This window comes from Streptomyces sp. NBRC 109706, from assembly GCF_000974485.1.
GTDB lineage: Bacteria > Actinomycetota > Actinomycetes > Streptomycetales > Streptomycetaceae > Streptomyces.
Genome location: NZ_BBOM01000004.1, coordinates 1,183,733 through 1,199,422, shown reverse-complemented (window position 1 = coordinate 1,199,422; position 15,690 = coordinate 1,183,733). Strand labels below are relative to the sequence as shown.

Here is a 15,690-nt window from a genome sequence, read left to right as displayed (position 1 = left end):
CCGTTCGCCACTAATCCCCGGCCGAAACCGGTTCATCGTTCGACTTGCATGTGTTAAGCACGCCGCCAGCGTTCGTCCTGAGCCAGGATCAAACTCTCCGTGAATGTCTACAAAAGGCATCTCACGAAGGATGTTCGAACATCCTCGCAAAAATACAACAAAAATCTGGCATTGACTTTTGGCACGCTGTTGAGTTCTCAAGGAACGGACGCTTCCTTCGAACCTCTTCCAAGGCCCTCCGGGCGCTTCCCTTCGGTATGTCCCGACGCGCGGTTTGTCCCGAGTAGCGGGCTACTCCGGGTTCCCCTTGCGGCGGTGACGTAAACGTACTGGAGTGGAGCGCCAAGATGCAAATCCTGGCGCTCCACTGCCAGATGGCCGCTAGACCTCCATGACCACGGGCAGGATCATCGGCCGCCTGCGGTAGGTGTCGGAGACCCACTTGCCCACCGTGCGGCGGACCAACTGCTGCAGCTGGTGGGCCTGTACGACGCCGTCCTGCGCCGAGCGGGCCAGGACCTCGTCGATCTTCGGGATCACCGCGGCGAAGTCCTTGTCCTCGATGCCGGAGCCACGCGAGTGGATGCTGGGGCCGCTGACGATCTTGCCGGTACTGCTGTCCACCACCACCAGCACCGAGATGAAGCCCTCGTCCCCGAGGATCCGACGGTCCTTCAGGCTGGACTCGGTGACATCGCCGACGGACAGGCCGTCCACATAGACGTATCCCGCCTGGACCTTGCCGACGATCCTCGCCTTGCCGTCGACCAGGTCGACGACCACGCCGTCCTCGGCGATCACGATCCGCTCGGCGGGGACACCGGTCATGGCGCCCAACTCCGCGTTGGCCCGCAGATGTCGCCATTCGCCGTGCACCGGCATCAGGTTCTTCGGCTGGCAGATGTTGTAGAAGTACAGGAGTTCGCCGGCCGAGGCGTGGCCGGAGACATGGACCTTGGCGTTGCCCTTGTGGACCACGTTGGCGCCCCACCGCGTCAGCCCGTTGATCACCCGGTAGACCGCGTTCTCGTTGCCGGGGATCAGGGAGGACGCCAGGATGACGGTGTCCCCCTCGACGATCCTGATCTGGTGGTCCCGGTTGGCCATCCGGGAGAGGGCCGCCATCGGCTCGCCCTGGGAGCCCGTGCAGACCAACACGACCTCGTTGTCCGGGAGATCGTCGAGGGCCTTCACATCGACCACCAGGCCGGCCGGCACCCTGAGGTATCCGAGGTCACGGGCGATGCCCATGTTGCGGACCATGGAGCGGCCCACGAAGGCGATCCGCCGGCCGTGCTCGTGCGCCGCGTCCACGATCTGCTGGATGCGGTGCACATGGCTGGCGAAGCTGGCCACGATGATGCGCTTGTCGGCCCGGGCGAAGACCTGCCGGAGCACTCCGGAGATCTCCCGTTCGGGCGCGACGAAGCCGGGCACCTCCGCGTTGGTGGAGTCGGAGAGCAGCAGATCGATGCCCTCCTCGCCCAGCCTGGCGAAGGCGCGCAGGTCGGTGAGGCGACCGTCGAGGGGGAGCTGGTCCATCTTGAAGTCGCCGGTGTGCACGACCATGCCGGCCGGGGTGCGCACGGCGACCGCGAGGGCGTCGGGGATGGAGTGGTTGACCGACACGAACTCGCAGTCGAACGGGCCGATGCGTTCGCGGTGCCCCTCCACCACCTGGAGGGTGTAGGGGCGGATGCGGTGTTCCTGGAGCTTGGCCTCCAGCAGCGCGAGGGTCAGCTTGGAGCCGATCAGCGGAATGTCCGCCTTCTCGCGCAGCAGATAGGGGACGCCGCCGATGTGGTCCTCGTGCCCATGGGTGAGCACGATTCCCTCGATGTCGTCGAGGCGGTCCCGGATCGAGCTGAAGTCCGGCAGAATCAGGTCGATGCCGGGCTGCTCCTCCTCGGGGAAGAGCACGCCGCAGTCGACGATGAGCAGCCGTCCGCCGTATTCGAGGACGGTCATGTTGCGGCCGATCTCGCCGAGACCGCCGAGCGGGGTAACGCGGAGGCCACCCTCAGGAAGCTTCGGCGGCGGGCCGAGTTCTGGATGGGGATGACTCAAGAGACTCTCCTGACCACGCGCGCCATGACCCGGTGATGGGGGTCCCTGGCGCGCGTGACTGTGTGCATGGATCGGTATTCAGTTATCACCAATGTGCGCGGCGATGCGCGACGTCTGTCATGTCCGTGTTCTAGAGCTGTACCCCGCCGGCGGTCAGATCCCTGCGCAGCTGCTCCGTCTCCTGGGTGGTGAGCCCCACCAGGGGCAGCCGCAGGGGGCCGCCCGGCAGTTCGAGCAGGGTGAGGGCCGCCTTGGAGGTGATCACGCCCTGGGTGCGGAACATGCCGGTGAAGACCGGCAGCAGCCGCTGGTGGATCTCCGTGGCCTTGGCCACGTCTCCCCCGGTGTACGCCTCGACCAGCGCGCGCAGCTCGGGGGTCACCACATGGCCCACGACGGAGACCAGGCCCACCGCTCCCACGGACAGGAGGGGCAGGTTGAGCATGTCGTCGCCCGAGTACCAGGCGAGGCCGGTGGTGGCGATGGCCCAGCTGGCGCGGCCCAGATCGCCCTTGGCGTCCTTGTTGGCCACGATCCTGGGGTGTTCGGCGAGACGGACCATCGTCTCCGTGTCGATCGGCACACCGCTGCGGCCGGGGATGTCGTAGAGCATCACGGGCAGTTCGGTGGCGTCGGCGACGGCGGTGAAGTGCTGGTACAAGCCCTCCTGCGGGGGCTTGTTGTAGTACGGGGTCACCGTGAGCAGCCCGTGGGCGCCGGCCTGTGCCGCGGCGCGGGCCAGCTCCACGCTGTGCCTGGTGTCGTTGGTGCCGACTCCGGCCACCACATGGGCGCGATCGCCGACGGCCTCGACCACGGCCCGCACCAGCGCGGATTTCTCCTCGTCGCTGGTGGTGGGGGACTCACCCGTGGTGCCGTTGACGATCAGCCCGTCGTTGCCCGCGTCCACGAGGTGGACGGCGAGGCGCTGGGCGCCGTCGAGGTCGAGCGATCCGTCTCCCGTGAAAGGGGAGACCATGGCGGTCAGAATCCGCCCGAAGGGGATCTGCGGTGTGGAGGTCGGAGCCATAGGTTCCACGCTACTCGTAGCTCAGCGTGCGGTGGCCCATCGGGGCGGGTCAACCTGTGGAACCCGGCACTGTCTGCTCGGGGGTTCAAACAGCGCCGGGTCCGTTCAATCACCCTAGATGAACTTCGCGAAATGTCGCAATACGGACACCTCGACTGCCCGCCCGCCGGCCGGCGGCGGCCTCAGGGCGCCACTCGGCCGTTGGCGTTGAACGCCTCGTAGGTCAACGGCATCAGCCGGGCCCACTCCGCCTCCATCAGCTCGGCCACCATCTCGATCTCCCGCTGCGGGAAGGACGGGGTGCGGGCCCGCTCGTCCTTGGTGCGCAGGCCGAGGAAGTGCATCAGGGAGCGGGCGTTGCAGGTGGCGTACATCGTGGAGAAGAGGCCGACGGGAAGGGCCGCCCTGGCCACCTCGCGGGCCACCCCGGCCTCCAGCAGCTCCTGGTAGGCGGCGTAGGAGTGGCGGTACGAATCCTCCAGCGTCTTGCCGACCAGCGCGTGCTGCTCGGGCGAGCCGGGAACGAACTCGTACTTCCCCGGGCGGCCCCGCTGGACCAGCCGGCGCTCCTCGTCCGGCACATAGAACACGGGGGCGAGCTGGCGGTAGCGGCCGCTCTCCTCGTTGTAGGACCAGCCGACGCGGTGGCGGTGGAACTCCCGGAAGACAAAGATCGGGGCGCTGATGAAGAAGGTCATCGAGTTGTGTTCGAACGGGCTGCCATGGCGGTCCCGCAGCAGGTAGTTGATCAACCCCTTGGAGCGCTCGGGGTCCTTCCCGATCTCGTCGAGGGACCGCTCCCCCAGCGTGGAGACGCGCGCCGCCAGCAGCACGTCCGTGTCCGAGGCCGCGTGTTTGACCAGCTCCACGGTCATGTCGCTGCGAAAACTGGGTGTCTCGGGCATCTGCTTGGGGTCCTTCCGGGGGCCGTGCGAGTGGGGCGACCCCACCCTAAGGGGGACCACTGACAACCCCCTGAGATCGATGACATAACGGACTCAGAATGCCGAGTCGGACTCTTCGCCTGATATTTTTGTTTCTAGGCCAATCAGGGGAAGGGAGCAGCGCGATGTCAGACGCACCGGAGTCCATGGGCTCGTACGTTCAGGGCGGTCCCTGGCATGACGACTACGGGATGCTGCCCGCCCCGACGCGGCGTCGCCCCTCGGGCGTGCGGCTGGTCGGCAGTGTCCTGGTCGCCCTTGTGGTGATATCGGGCCTGGTGGGAGCCTTGCTCCTGGCCACGCCCGCGCTGGACACGCGGGATCGTGGGATACCGGAGGCGCCGGAGGCGGCCGAGACCCGCTGAGCGCGATAGCCTCACCGTTCGCAGCACTTCATCATCTCCACTGTGATGCGCTTGTGATACGAACGAGGACCAGCCGTGCCCCTGACTTTTCTCTCGGCCGAGCACGACGCACAGGCCGATGCCACTGAATCGCCCCTGCCCCACGGGCAGCAGGACTACTGGAGGCGCCCCTACCGGCCGGGTCCCTGGCGGGTGGGTGGTGCCGCCATCGCCCTGTTGCTCGCCGCCTATGTGCTGATCTCCGCGGTGATCATCGCGGTTGCCGGAACCCCCAGGGGAGCGCTGGCCACCGCGGTGATCGCGCTGCTGGGGATCGTCTTCGCGCTCCGGCTGCTGCGGATCGGGATCTGGGTCAGCTCCCGGGGAGTGCGCCGGGTGGGCATGTTCACCACCCGGACGCTGCGCTGGCGCGAGGTGACCGCCGTGCGCACGGTGCAGCAGCCGGTGAAGTGGCTGGGGCTGCCCCGCAGCGTGCAGGGTCAGGCGGTGGAGGTCGAACGACGCAGGGGTGGACCGCTGCGCACGTTGTTGACGGACCACAACGCCGACTTCCTGACCCGGCCCGAGGCCTTCGAGCGCGCCGCGGACGTGCTGGAGGCCTGGGCCGACGAGTACCGCTGAACCGTCGGCTGACGGGCTCCCAGCCGAAACGTTCCGGCATCCGCCGGGAAGCAGCGGCCCGTCCCGGTCAGCCGCGTTCGGTCGCGCCGGCGACGCGCTTCGCGCGCGGCGGCGTGCGCCCGGCGTGCAGGGCGATGGCGCGGGTCATGGTCCGGCGGGCCCTGGGGGTGTCCCCGGCGTCGTGGTAGGCCAGCGCCAGCCGGAACCAGCAGCGCCAGTCCCCCGGGCCTGCCTCCACCTCGGCCCGCCGCTCGGCGAAGGCCGCGTCGGCCGCCGCCCGGTCGATCCTGCCGCCGGGCGTGCGGGGCAGATCGTCGACCGGCAGCCCGCCCTCCGCGTCCAGCTCCCGGCTCAGCCGGTTGGCGCGCAGCACGAAGTGGAGGCTGCGCCAGAGGAACCAGCCGCCGATCAGCGGCAGGACGAGGACGGCGAGGCCCAGCGTCACCGTCGGCCAGGTGCCTTCGCGCAGCAGCAGCACGGCGCGGTGCCCGGTCAACCCGAAGTAGCCGATCAGCAGGGCGCTGACCAGGAAGTAGCCCGCCTTGGCCGCCATGGCTAGCCGTCCAGGTCCAGGAAGTGCTCCAGCCCCAGGGTCAGCCCGGGGGCCTGGGCCACTCGGCGGACGCCCAGCAGCACGCCCGGCATGAACGAGGCCCGGTTCATCGAGTCGTGCCGGATGGTGAGCACCTCCCCGGCGTCCCCGAAGACCACCTCCTGGTGGGCGACCAGTCCGCGCAGTCGCACCGAGTGCACCGGGACGCCGTCGACCGTCGCGCCGCGCGCGCCGTCCAGCGCGGTGCTGGTGGCGTCCGGCTGGTCGGTGAGGCCCGCCGCGCGGCGGGCCTCACCGACCAGCTCGGCCGTGCGCACCGCCGTGCCGCTGGGCGCGTCGGCCTTGCCCGGATGGTGGGACTCGACGATCTCCACCGACTCGAAGAAGCGGGCCGCCTGCTGGGCGAACCGCATGCTGAGCACCGCGCCGATGCCGAAGTTCGGCGCGATCAGCACACCCGTGGCCGGGGAGTCGGCCAGCCAGCCGCGGACCGTGGCAAGCCGCTCGTCGTTCCAGCCCGAGGTGCCGACCACGCCGTGGATGCCGTGCCGGACGCAGAACTCCAGGTTCTCCAGCACCGCCTCCGGGTGGGTCAGTTCGACGGCCACCTCGGCGCCGGCCTCGGTCAGGGTCTCCAGCCGGTCGTCCCGGCCCAGCGCGGCGACCAGCTCCAGGTCCGGGGCATCCGACACCGCACGTACGGCCTCGGTGCCCATTCGTCCCTGGGCGCCGATCACGGCGACCCGCAGCTTGCCCATCGTCTCTGGCCTCTCGTTCTCTTCGGTTGCTCCCGGGCCGGCGACCGGCTCCGGGTCAGACGGCCACGGCGGCCGGCAGCCTGGCGGCCTGGCGGTCGGTGAGGCGGCCGATGACGGAGAGCGAGGGCTGCTGCCCCAGCACCTCGGCTGCCACCGCGCGTACGTCGTCCGGGGTGACGGCGGCGATCCGGGTCAGCAGATCGTCCACCGAGAGCTGTTCGCCCCAGCAGATCTCGCTCTTCCCCAGCCGGTGCATCAGCGAGCCGGTGTCCTCAAGGCCCAGCACCGTGGAGCCGGCCAGCTGGCCGATCGCCCGACGGGTCTCGTCCTCGTCGATGCCGTGCCGGGCGATCTCCGTCAGCTGCTCGCGGCAGAGCGCCAGCACGTCTCCGACCTGGGCCGGCCGGCAGCCGGCGTAGATGCCGAAGAGTCCGCAGTCGGCATAGCCGGAGGTGTGGCTGTAGACGCTGTAGGCGAGGCCGCGCTTCTCGCGGATCTCCTGGAAGAGCCGCGAACTCATGCCGCCGCCCAGGGCGGTGGAGAGCACCGACAGGGCCCAGCGGCGCTCGTCGTGCCGGGAGACGCCCGGCATGCCGAGCACCAGATGGACCTGTTCGGTGCGCCGGTCGACGATGTCGAGCCGGCCGGCCGTGGTGATGCCGTGGCGACCCGAGCGCGGCGCGGCCGGCTCGGCCGAGGCGGCGCCCGACAGGGCTCCGCCCCGTTCGAACGCCTTCCGCACCCGCTCGACCACCGTCTCGTGGTCCACGTTGCCGGCGGCGGTGACCACCAGCCGGGTCGGGTCGTAGTGGGCGCGGTAGAAGTCGGCGATGCCGTCCCTGCTGAGTCCGTTGACCGTCTCCACGGTGCCGAGGACCGGGCGGCCGAGCGGGCTGTCGCCCAGCAGGGTGTGCGCGAAGAGGTCGTGCACGCCGTCGCTCGGATCGTCGTCGGTCATCGCGATCTCCTCGAGGATGACCCCGCGCTCGGCCTCCACCTCCTCCGGCGCGATCAGCGAGTCGGTGAGCATGTCGCAGACGACATCGATGGCCAACGGCAGGTCGGTGTCCAGCACCCGCGCGTAGTAGCAGGTGAACTCCTTGGTGGTGAAGGCGTTCATCTCGCCGCCCACCTCCTCGATCACCGAGGAGATCTCCAGCGCGCTGCGCGTGGTCGTGCCCTTGAAGAGCAGGTGTTCCAGATAGTGGGTGGCGCCGTTCAGCTCCGGGGTCTCGTCCCTGGAGCCGACGGCGGCCCAGATCCCGAAGGAGGCGGAACGGACGGAGGGGACCGCCTCGGTGACCACCCGCAGGCCACCGGGCAGCACCGTCTTGCGCACCGTGCCGGCGCCGCCGACACCGTGCGGCAGGGTGGGGCGGGAGCGACGCGGACGGGGCACGGCCCGCCCCACCGTGGCGGTGGGGCGGGCCGTCGCGTGACGAGGTGAACGGGTCACTTCTCGGTGGCGTCCTTCTCGTTGTCGGCGTCGCCGTCCGAGCCCTCGGCCTCGTCGAGGACGGGGATCAGCGACAGCTTGCCGCGCTGGTCGATCTCGGCGATCTCGACCTGGACCTTCTGGCCGACACCGAGCACGTCGTCGACGTTCTCCACCCGCTTGCCGCCGGCGAGCTTGCGGATCTGCGAGATGTGCAGCAGACCGTCCTTGCCCGGCAGGAGCGAGACGAAGGCGCCGAAGGTGGTGGTCTTGACCACGGTGCCCAGGTACCGCTCACCGACCTCGGGCATCGTCGGGTTGGCGATGCCGTTGATCGTGGTGCGGGCGGCCTCGGCGGCGGGGCCGTCGGCGGCACCGATGTAGATGGTGCCGTCGTCCTCGATGGTGATGTCGGCGCCGGTGTCCTCCTGGATCTGGTTGATCATCTTGCCCTTGGGGCCGATGACCTCGCCGATCTTGTCCACCGGGATCTTCACGGTGATGATCCTGGGGGCGTTGGGGGACATCTCGTCCGGGACGTCGATGGCCTCGCTCATCACGTCCAGGATGTGCAGCCGGGCGTCCCGCGCCTGCTTGAGCGCGGCGGCCAGCACCGAGGCCGGGATGCCGTCGAGCTTGGTGTCCAGCTGGAGCGCGGTGACGAACTGCTTGGTGCCGGCCACCTTGAAGTCCATGTCGCCGAACGCGTCCTCGGCGCCGAGGATGTCGGTCAGCGTCACATAGTGCGTCTCGCCCTCGATCTCCTGGGAGATCAGGCCCATGGCGATGCCGGCGACCGGCGCCTTCAGCGGGACACCCGCGTTCAGCAGCGACATGGTGGAGGCGCAGACCGAGCCCATCGACGTGGAGCCGTTGGAGCCCAGCGCCTCGGAGACCTGCCGGATGGCGTAGGGGAACTCCTCGCGGGTGGGCAGCACCGGGACCAGCGCGCGCTCGGCCAGCGCGCCATGGCCGATCTCACGCCGCTTGGGCGAGCCGACCCGACCGGTCTCACCGGTGGAGTAGGGCGGGAAGTTGTAGTTGTGCATGTAACGCTTGCGGGTCACCGGCGAGAGGGTGTCCAGCTGCTGCTCCATGCGCAGCATGTTCAGCGTGGTGACGCCGAGGATCTGCGTCTCGCCCCGCTCGAAGAGCGCCGAGCCGTGCACCCGCGGGATCGCCTCGACCTCGGCGGCCAGGGTGCGGATGTCGGTGACGCCGCGGCCGTCGATGCGGACCTTGTCGCGGATCACGCGCTCCCGTACGACCTGCTTGGTCAGCGAGCGGTAGGCGGCGGAGATCTCCTTCTCCCGGCCCTCGAACTGGGAGAGCAGCTTCTCGGCGGCGACCGCCTTGAGCCGGTCCAGCTCGGCCTCGCGCTCCTGCTTGCCGGCGATGGTCAGCGCCCGGGCCAGCTCGTCGCGGACGGCGTTGCTCAGCGCCTCGAACACGTCGTCCTGGTAGTCCAGGAAGATCGGGAACTCGCCGGTGGGCTTGGCGGCCTTGGCCGCCAGATCCGACTGGGCGCGGCAGAGGACCTTGATGAACGGCTTGGCCGCGTCCAGGCCGGCCGCGACGACCTCCTCGGTGGGGGCCTGGGCACCGCCCTTGACCAGCTCGATGGTCTTCTCGGTGGCCTCGGCCTCGACCATCATGATCGCGACATCGCCGTCGGGCAGCACCCGGCCGGCCACGACCATGTCGAAGACGGCGTCCTCCAGCTCGGAGTGCGTGGGGAAGGCCACCCACTGGCCGCGGATCAGCGCCACCCGGGTGCCGCCGATGGGGCCGGAGAACGGCAGCCCGGCGAGCTGGGTGGAGCAGGAGGCGGCGTTGATGGCGACCACGTCGTAGAGGTGGTCGGGGTTGAGCGCCATGATCGTCTCGACGATCTGGATCTCGTTGCGCAGGCCCTTGCGGAACGACGGGCGCAGCGGCCGGTCGATCAGCCGGCAGGTGAGGATGGCGTCCTCGGACGGGCGGCCCTCGCGACGGAAGAACGAGCCGGGGATCTTGCCCGCGGCGTACATCCGCTCCTCGACGTCGACGGTGAGGGGGAAGAAGTCCAGCTGGTCCTTGGGGTTCTTCGAGGCCGTGGTCGCGGAGAGGACCATGGTGTCGTCGTCCAGGTAGGCGACGGCGGAGCCGGCGGCCTGCCTGGCCAGCCGGCCCGTCTCGAAGCGGATGGTGCGGGTGCCGAAGGTGCCGTTGTCGATCACGGCTTCGGCGTAGTGAGTCTCGTTCTCCACCTTGTTGAATCTCCTCTTCTCCGCTCCCGCCTTCGTCGGCGGAGCGGGCGGGTGGAGCACCTCCCGACTGGCCGGCCATCGATCGAAGCTCCCGGGACACCGCCCGGGGGCCACTACCGAAGACCGGCGGCGGTATGAAGGCGCTCCGCCTGATACGTACGTGGTGCTTCGTGCTGCTTGTGGTCCGCTGGGCACCAGCCTACAAAGCCGACCGTTGCCCAGCCTCTTCTCGGCCGTTTCCGGGGGAAGCCCGGATACGGCGAAGGGAGCGGCCCCGCGTGGGTGACCGCTCCCTCTGGGGCGTCTTACCTCGCGCCCGCCGCGCCGCGACGGATGCCGAGCCGCTCCACCAGCGCACGGAAGCGCTGGATGTCCTTGCCCGCCAGGTACTGCAGCAGGCGGCGGCGCTGGCCGACCAGCAGCAGCAGACCGCGGCGGGAGTGGTGGTCGTGCTTGTGCACCTTCAGGTGCTCGGTGAGGTCGGAGATGCGCCGGGACAGCAGCGCGACCTGGACCTCGGGGGAGCCGGTGTCGCCCTCCTTGGTGGCGAACTCGGCGATGATCTTCTGCTTCGTGGCGGCGTCAAGAGACGACACACGTACTCCTCGGGGTGGTTGATCACTAGCCACCGAGTGTTCCCTGGTCTGAACCACAGGGAAGCTTCCGTAACTCGGGAGGCGGGGTCCGCTGAGCGCTTCCTCCAGAAAGAATCCGGGGGCGCGTACGCAAACGGCCGCTAAGCAGGCTACAACAGGTTGGCACGCTGAGCACACTCGGGCACCCTCGGCGCCCGTCCGCCCGGCCGGGCTTCGGCGGGGGGCGGCTCCCGCGACACCGGGGAAACGCCGGGGCGACGGGGAGCCGGTGTGCGTCCCGTGCGGGTCCGGTGCGGGTCTCCGCCACGGGTGTGCGCGGTGGCTGGGCGCCGATGCGCGAACTCGACGTGATGATCATACCCGCGCCGGCGCGCGCGGGTGGGCCCGCCGGCGTGCGCCCCTGGGCGTCGGGGCCGCCGGCGAGCGCGTGCGACGGCTGCCGCGCCGGGGCTCGCGTACCGGCAACTGGGAGGCGCGGGCTCCCCGTTGCTGCCCATTCGGTGCCGGATGGACACGGCTTATGCTGCTCGGGTGACTTCGACACAGCAGGGGACACGGCAGGGGCTCACGCCCAGACAGGCCCGCCGGTTGCGGATGGCCATCGCCGGGGTGGCGATGGTCGCGATGGCGATCGTGCTGGTCGTGCGGCTGGGCGACGGTTCGTCCCTGCAGTCCATAGGGCTCTACGGCGCCGCGTTCGTCCTCAGCGGCGCCGTGATCGAGATGAGCCGCCGAGGGCGCACCAGGCTGGGCATGGCCGTGCTGGTCACCGGCTTCGTACTGGTGCTGGGCGCCGACTGGTATCTGCCGGCCATCTAGATACGTCGTTCGGATCCTCGCGGCAACGGCCCGCCGTGCGGGCGGGTTGCCGCCCTTGCGATCCCCGGGTGCGTGACAGTGCGCTGCGTTACGATCACCTACGGGTTCGGCGCGAGGCCGATCGCCAGACGCCCGCGTGCATACGCGTGTAGAAGTGGGGAGTTGCCTGAATGGCCGCGACCGAGACGCCGGAAGAGATCGCCGCGCGCAAGGAGCGCGAGAAGAACGAGTTGTACGCGCTCGACATCTCGGGGGTCGAATGGCTCAGCGCCCCCGGGGGGCCCGAGGACGAGAAGGTGGAGATCGCCTATCTGCCGGGCGGCGGCGTGGGGATGCGCAACTCCAAGGACCCCGACACGGTGCTCCGCTTCACCGCCGCCGAATGGGAGGCGTTCGTGCTCGGCGCCAGGGACGGCGAGTTCGACATCGACTGACGGTGCGGCCGGCGCGCGGTGGCTCGGCCGCCCGGCCGGTCAGCGCCTGACGCAGGTGTAGGTGCCGAAGAGCCGGCCCTCGTAGTGGGCCTCCGCGATCTCGAACCCGGCGGCGTCCAGCATCGGTTCGAAAAGCCAACGGTAGGTGCTGTGTTCGGTGCGGATGTGCTCGGCGTAGTCCTCGGCGGTGTATCCCAGGTGGGCGTCGTCGGAGGCGCCGGCCAGCCAGTCGGCGAAGACCGTGTCGGCCTCCGCCGGAGCGAAGTCGTAGACCAGGTCGCGGACGCGCAGCACCCCGCCGGGGCGCAGCAGTTCGGCCATCCGCCGCAGGGCGATCGTCTTCCAGAAGTCGGGCAGCTGGTGCAGCGCGTGCCGGGTGTGGATCGCGTCCGGCGCCCCTCCCTCGTGGCCGTAGCTGAGGAAGCCGGCGCGTACCACGTCGACTCCGTCGAACTCCCCCTCCTCGGCACGGCGCGACAGCGCGCGGACCATCGCCGGCGAGATGTCGACCGCGATCACCCGGCGGAAGACGGCCGCGGCCGCGAACGTGAACCGTCCGGTGCCCGCGCCCAGGTCGAGCACCGTCCCGGTGGTCTCGACGCCGTGCCGGCGCAGCGCCTCGATGTCGTCGCCCGGGTCGGGGAAGCCCTGCTTCCGGTCGAAGTTGGCGACGAACTCCTCGTCGAGATGTTCGGGGCCTGCATGGGTCAGCTCGTCGAGCAGCCAGGGTGCGGACATGCGGGGGACTGTGCCACGGGCCCCTCAACTCGCGCATCCGCATTTCGCCTTGGCCGCCCGGGGATGCTTTCCCCACCCACCGGGGCGCCGGCGGGGCAGGGGAGGACTAGGGGAGTTGGACCGGGACGATTAGGGTGAGGGTGGGCGCCGTGGAACGGCGTGGGACACCGCTCCAGGACCGGCGTCCGGCGGAACCGCGGGGGAGTTTCGGCCCGTCCTCCGCATAGTGGCCCCATGGGTGGGGAGCAGAGCGGCAACACAGTAGCGGGAGGCGTCGTGAACAGCGATCGGGACCAGGTTCGCAAGCCCGGGGAGGAGACCCCAGGCGCCGAACAGCCCGATGACGAACTCCTTGAGGAGGAGTCCGAGCACACCGGGCAGTTCACCATCGACTACACCCCGCCCGCCTGGTACGCGGGAGGCGGCGCGAGTCAGGGGAACGCCGGGGCGCGCGCGGGCGATGCGTCCGCCCCCGACGCCGGTGCCGGCGGCTCGTCCCCGGCGCCGGCCGCCTCCGCCGGCGGTCCCGAGCCGGTCGGGTCCCCCGCCTTCCCCGGACCGCCGCCGGCTCCCGCCGCGCCGGCCACGGCGCGGAGCGAGGAGCCGGCCGACGAGGGCGCGGAGGATGTGGAGAGCGGGGCCACGATGCAGATCTCGGCCGCCGCCATCCGCAAGGCCCTCGGCGATTCCGCTTCGCCCCCCGGGCAGCGGAGGGACGAGGAGCCGGCGCCCGCCTCGCCGCCGGCGCCCGAACGGCCGCCCGTCACGGGCCGGCCGGCCCCGCCGTCTCCTTCCGGCGGGCTGCCCGGCGGGCTGCCGCCGCTGCCTCCGGACTTCCAGCTCAGACCGCCGACCCCCGACTCGCCTCCGCCGCCGTCGCCCGTACCGGGCGGCGGCGCGGAGGGCAGGCCCACCGGTGGTTCGTCCGAACCGCCGGACATCGAGGTGGAGTTCACCAAGCCGCCGGAGGAGCCCCCGTTGAACGCCGGGAAGACGCCCGAGGATTCGGGCCCCAGCTCGCCGCCCCTGGGTATGCCGGTGCCGCTGCCGCCCAAGCCCCCGGGACAGGACCGCCAGGACAACCAGAAGCCGGCATCGCATGGGGACGCCTGGCAGGGCGGCGCGCCCGCCTCCCCGTTCCCCGCCCCGTCGAACCCGGGCGGCGCCACCGGTAACACCCCCGACCCCTGGGCGCAGCCGAAGCCGCCGACCGGCGGGCCCGCCGAGCCGGCGCCCCGGGTGCCGAGCGCGGCCGACGGCTGGCCGACGCCGCCCGACCCCACCTCAGGCGGGCTGGTGGCGCAGCCGCCCACCGCGATCGGCAGCTGGCCGGCGCTGGCGCAGTCCGGCGCCGACGCGCCGGGCGGCGGCCCGGCCGAGCCGCCGAAGCAGCCGGGCTCGGAGCTGGCGCCCTGGGGCGCGCCGCCCGCGCCAGGCGGCGACCAGCCGGGGCAGCGCCCGGGCGGCAACCCGCCGCTCGCGCCCGGTGGTTGGGGCACGCCCCCCGGCCAGCCGGGGCAGGCGCAGCCGCCGCATCCGGCCGCCCCCAACCAGCCGACCCCGCCCGCCGCGCCGCAGCCGCACGCCGGCCAGCCCGGCGCGCCCGCCTACCCGGGCGGCCCCCAGCCGGGCGGCCAGCCGGCCCTCCCGCCAGCGCAGCAGCAGCCGGGCGGCCCAGGGCAGCCAGCCCAGCCGGGCTATCCCGGGCCCCAGCCGCAACAGCCCTACCCGGGGCAGTACCCGGGACAGCCGCCGGGGCAGGGCCCCTACCCGGGCCAGCCCGCGGCCCAGGGGCAGCAACAGGGCCACGCCCCGGCCGCGTTGCCGCCCGGGCAGCAGCCGTTCCCGGGGGCCGGCCCCGAGCAGTACCCGAACCAGGTGCAGCCCGGCGCGCTGGGCTACACCGCCTCCGTCGAGCTGTCGTCCGACCGGCTGATCCAAAACAAGCGCAACAACAAGCAGCGTTCCCAGCCGGCCTCCAAGCCGGGTTCGCGGTTCAGGATCGGTGGCAAGGCGGCCGAGGCCGAGCGGCAGCGCAAGCTGAACATCATCAGGACCCCGGTGCTGTCGTGCTACCGGATCGCGGTGATCAGCCTCAAGGGCGGCGTCGGCAAGACCACGACCACCACGGCGCTGGGCGCGACGCTCGCCAGCGAACGGCAGGACAAGGTCATCGCGATCGACGCCAACCCGGACGCCGGCACGCTGGGCCGCCGGGTGCGACGCGAGACGGGCGCCACCATCCGCGATCTGGTGGCGGCCCTGCCTCATCTCAACAACTACATGGACATCCGCCGCTTCACCTCGCAGGCGCCCTCGGGCCTGGAGATCCTCGCCAACGACGTGGATCCGGCGGTCTCCACCACGTTCAACGACGAGGACTACCGCCGCGTCATCGACGTGCTGGGGCAGCAGTATCCGCTGATCCTCACGGACTCCGGCACCGGGCTGCTCTACAGCGCGATGCGCGGGGTGCTGGATCTGGCGCACCAGCTGATCATCGTCTCCACCCCCTCGGTCGACGGCGCCAGCAGCGCCAGCACCACCCTCGACTGGCTGGCCGCGCACGGCTACGGGGATCTGGTGCGGCGCAGCGTCACCGTGATCTCCGGAGTCAGGGAGACGGGCCGGCTGGTCAAGGTCGAGGACATCGTGGCGCACTTCCAGACCCGTTGCCGGGGCGTGGTGGTGGCCCCGTTCGACGAGCATCTGGCGGCGGGCGCCGAGCTGGATCTGGATCTGATGCGGCCCAAGACCCGGCAGGCCTACTTCGACCTGGCCGCGTTGATCACGGAGGACTTCGCCCGGATGCAGCAGGAGCAGGGGCTGTGGACGCCGGACGGCAGCATGCCGCCGTTGGCCGCTCCCCCGTTGCCGGGTCAGCACCCGCCGCCGCACCAGGCCGGCTACGGCTATCCGCAGCCGGGGCAGCAGCCGGGCTACGGCTATCCGCAACCGCATCAGCAGCAGCCGGGCTACGGCTTCCCCCAGCAACAGCCACAGCAGCCGCAACAACAGCCGGGCGGGTGGAATCCGCCGCAGCCGCCGGGCAACTGACGGCGCGCGCTCCGCGCCGGCCGG

The 15,690-nt window shown here is 71.0% G+C and carries 14 protein-coding genes and 1 rRNA gene; 5 read left to right on the top strand and 10 right to left on the bottom strand.

Translation table 11 applies throughout. From position 1 onward, the window contains the following. From AOM46_RS05025 to thyX, 4 genes are all read right to left on the bottom strand, one after another. Nucleotides 1-104 (bottom strand): 16S ribosomal RNA (locus tag AOM46_RS05025); the annotation flags it as partial. A 277-nt stretch (nt 105-381) separates the two neighbouring features. Continuing rightward, on the bottom strand, nt 382-2,067 hold the full coding sequence (locus tag AOM46_RS05020) for a ribonuclease J (protein ID WP_062206136.1): 1,686 nt from the start codon (nt 2,065-2,067) through the stop codon (nt 382-384). Nucleotides 2,068-2,197: 130 nt separating this feature from the next. Then, nucleotides 2,198-3,097 (bottom strand): 4-hydroxy-tetrahydrodipicolinate synthase, encoded by a 900-nt coding sequence (dapA, locus tag AOM46_RS05015; RefSeq protein ID WP_062206133.1) that lies wholly within the window; start codon nt 3,095-3,097, stop codon nt 2,198-2,200. A 182-nt stretch (nt 3,098-3,279) separates the two neighbouring features. After that, the gene (gene thyX, locus AOM46_RS05010; protein ID WP_062206130.1) at nt 3,280-4,002 is read right to left on the bottom strand and encodes an FAD-dependent thymidylate synthase; all 723 of its coding nucleotides are present in this window, start codon (nt 4,000-4,002) and stop codon (nt 3,280-3,282) included. 164 nt (nt 4,003-4,166) lie between these two features. Here thyX and AOM46_RS05005 point away from each other — a divergent pair, with 164 nt between their 5' ends. Beyond that, on the top strand, nt 4,167-4,406 hold the full coding sequence (locus tag AOM46_RS05005; RefSeq protein ID WP_158920243.1) for a hypothetical protein: 240 nt from the start codon (nt 4,167-4,169) through the stop codon (nt 4,404-4,406). A 75-nt stretch (nt 4,407-4,481) separates the two neighbouring features. After that, nucleotides 4,482-5,027 carry a hypothetical protein gene (locus AOM46_RS05000; RefSeq protein WP_062206123.1) on the top strand — a complete coding sequence of 182 codons (546 nt, stop codon included), beginning with the start codon at nt 4,482-4,484 and terminating at the stop codon, nt 5,025-5,027. Between the two features lie 67 nt (nt 5,028-5,094). Here AOM46_RS05000 and AOM46_RS04995 read toward each other — a convergent pair whose 3' ends face one another. The 5 genes from AOM46_RS04995 to rpsO form a co-directional block, all read right to left on the bottom strand. Then, entirely contained in the window at nt 5,095-5,580 is a 486-nt protein-coding gene (locus AOM46_RS04995) for a hypothetical protein (RefSeq protein WP_062206120.1), read from the bottom strand. A 2-nt stretch (nt 5,581-5,582) separates the two neighbouring features. Then, complete coding sequence (gene dapB / locus AOM46_RS04990) at nt 5,583-6,338, bottom strand: 4-hydroxy-tetrahydrodipicolinate reductase (RefSeq protein ID WP_062206117.1); 756 nt, start codon at nt 6,336-6,338, stop codon at nt 5,583-5,585. Between the two features lie 55 nt (nt 6,339-6,393). Then, on the bottom strand, nt 6,394-7,794 hold the full coding sequence (locus tag AOM46_RS04985; protein WP_062206114.1) for a pitrilysin family protein: 1,401 nt from the start codon (nt 7,792-7,794) through the stop codon (nt 6,394-6,396). Next, entirely contained in the window at nt 7,791-10,022 is a 2,232-nt protein-coding gene (locus AOM46_RS04980) for a polyribonucleotide nucleotidyltransferase (protein ID WP_062206111.1), read from the bottom strand. The genes AOM46_RS04985 and AOM46_RS04980 overlap by 4 nt, the downstream gene beginning before the upstream one ends. 305 nt (nt 10,023-10,327) lie before the next feature. After that, nucleotides 10,328-10,618, bottom strand: a complete 291-nt coding sequence (gene rpsO, locus AOM46_RS04975; RefSeq protein ID WP_062206108.1) for a 30S ribosomal protein S15 — start codon at nt 10,616-10,618, stop codon at nt 10,328-10,330. A gap of 531 nt (nt 10,619-11,149) precedes the next feature. Between rpsO and AOM46_RS04970 the strand changes: the two genes are divergently transcribed. Beyond that, entirely contained in the window at nt 11,150-11,437 is a 288-nt protein-coding gene (locus AOM46_RS04970; protein ID WP_234313627.1) for a hypothetical protein, read from the top strand. A gap of 170 nt (nt 11,438-11,607) precedes the next feature. Beyond that, nucleotides 11,608-11,871 (top strand): DUF397 domain-containing protein, encoded by a 264-nt coding sequence (locus tag AOM46_RS04965; RefSeq protein WP_062206103.1) that lies wholly within the window; start codon nt 11,608-11,610, stop codon nt 11,869-11,871. Nucleotides 11,872-11,910: 39 nt separating this feature from the next. On the opposite strand, the gene AOM46_RS04960 is transcribed toward AOM46_RS04965, so the two are convergent. Then, nucleotides 11,911-12,609 carry a class I SAM-dependent methyltransferase gene (locus tag AOM46_RS04960; RefSeq protein ID WP_062206100.1) on the bottom strand — a complete coding sequence of 233 codons (699 nt, stop codon included), beginning with the start codon at nt 12,607-12,609 and terminating at the stop codon, nt 11,911-11,913. 276 nt (nt 12,610-12,885) lie between these two features. Between AOM46_RS04960 and AOM46_RS04955 the strand changes: the two genes are divergently transcribed. Then, complete coding sequence (locus tag AOM46_RS04955) at nt 12,886-15,666, top strand: SCO5717 family growth-regulating ATPase (RefSeq protein WP_062206087.1); 2,781 nt, start codon at nt 12,886-12,888, stop codon at nt 15,664-15,666. Nucleotides 15,667-15,690 lie beyond the last annotated feature (24 nt).

Bases quoted from the DNA above. Each gene is read 5' to 3' on its own strand.
- dapB (WP_062206117.1), bottom strand. From the start codon at position 6,338: ATGGGCAAGCTGCGGGTCGCCGTGATCGGCGCCCAGGGACGAATGGGC.
- AOM46_RS04960 (WP_062206100.1), bottom strand. From the start codon at position 12,609: ATGTCCGCACCCTGGCTGCTCGACGAGCTGACCCATGCAGGCCCCGAA.
- AOM46_RS05005 (WP_158920243.1), top strand. From the start codon at position 4,167: ATGTCAGACGCACCGGAGTCCATGGGCTCGTACGTTCAGGGCGGTCCC.
- dapA (WP_062206133.1), bottom strand. From the start codon at position 3,097: ATGGCTCCGACCTCCACACCGCAGATCCCCTTCGGGCGGATTCTGACC.
- thyX (WP_062206130.1), bottom strand. From the start codon at position 4,002: ATGCCCGAGACACCCAGTTTTCGCAGCGACATGACCGTGGAGCTGGTC.
- AOM46_RS04995 (WP_062206120.1), bottom strand. From the start codon at position 5,580: ATGGCGGCCAAGGCGGGCTACTTCCTGGTCAGCGCCCTGCTGATCGGC.
- AOM46_RS04965 (WP_062206103.1), top strand. From the start codon at position 11,608: ATGGCCGCGACCGAGACGCCGGAAGAGATCGCCGCGCGCAAGGAGCGC.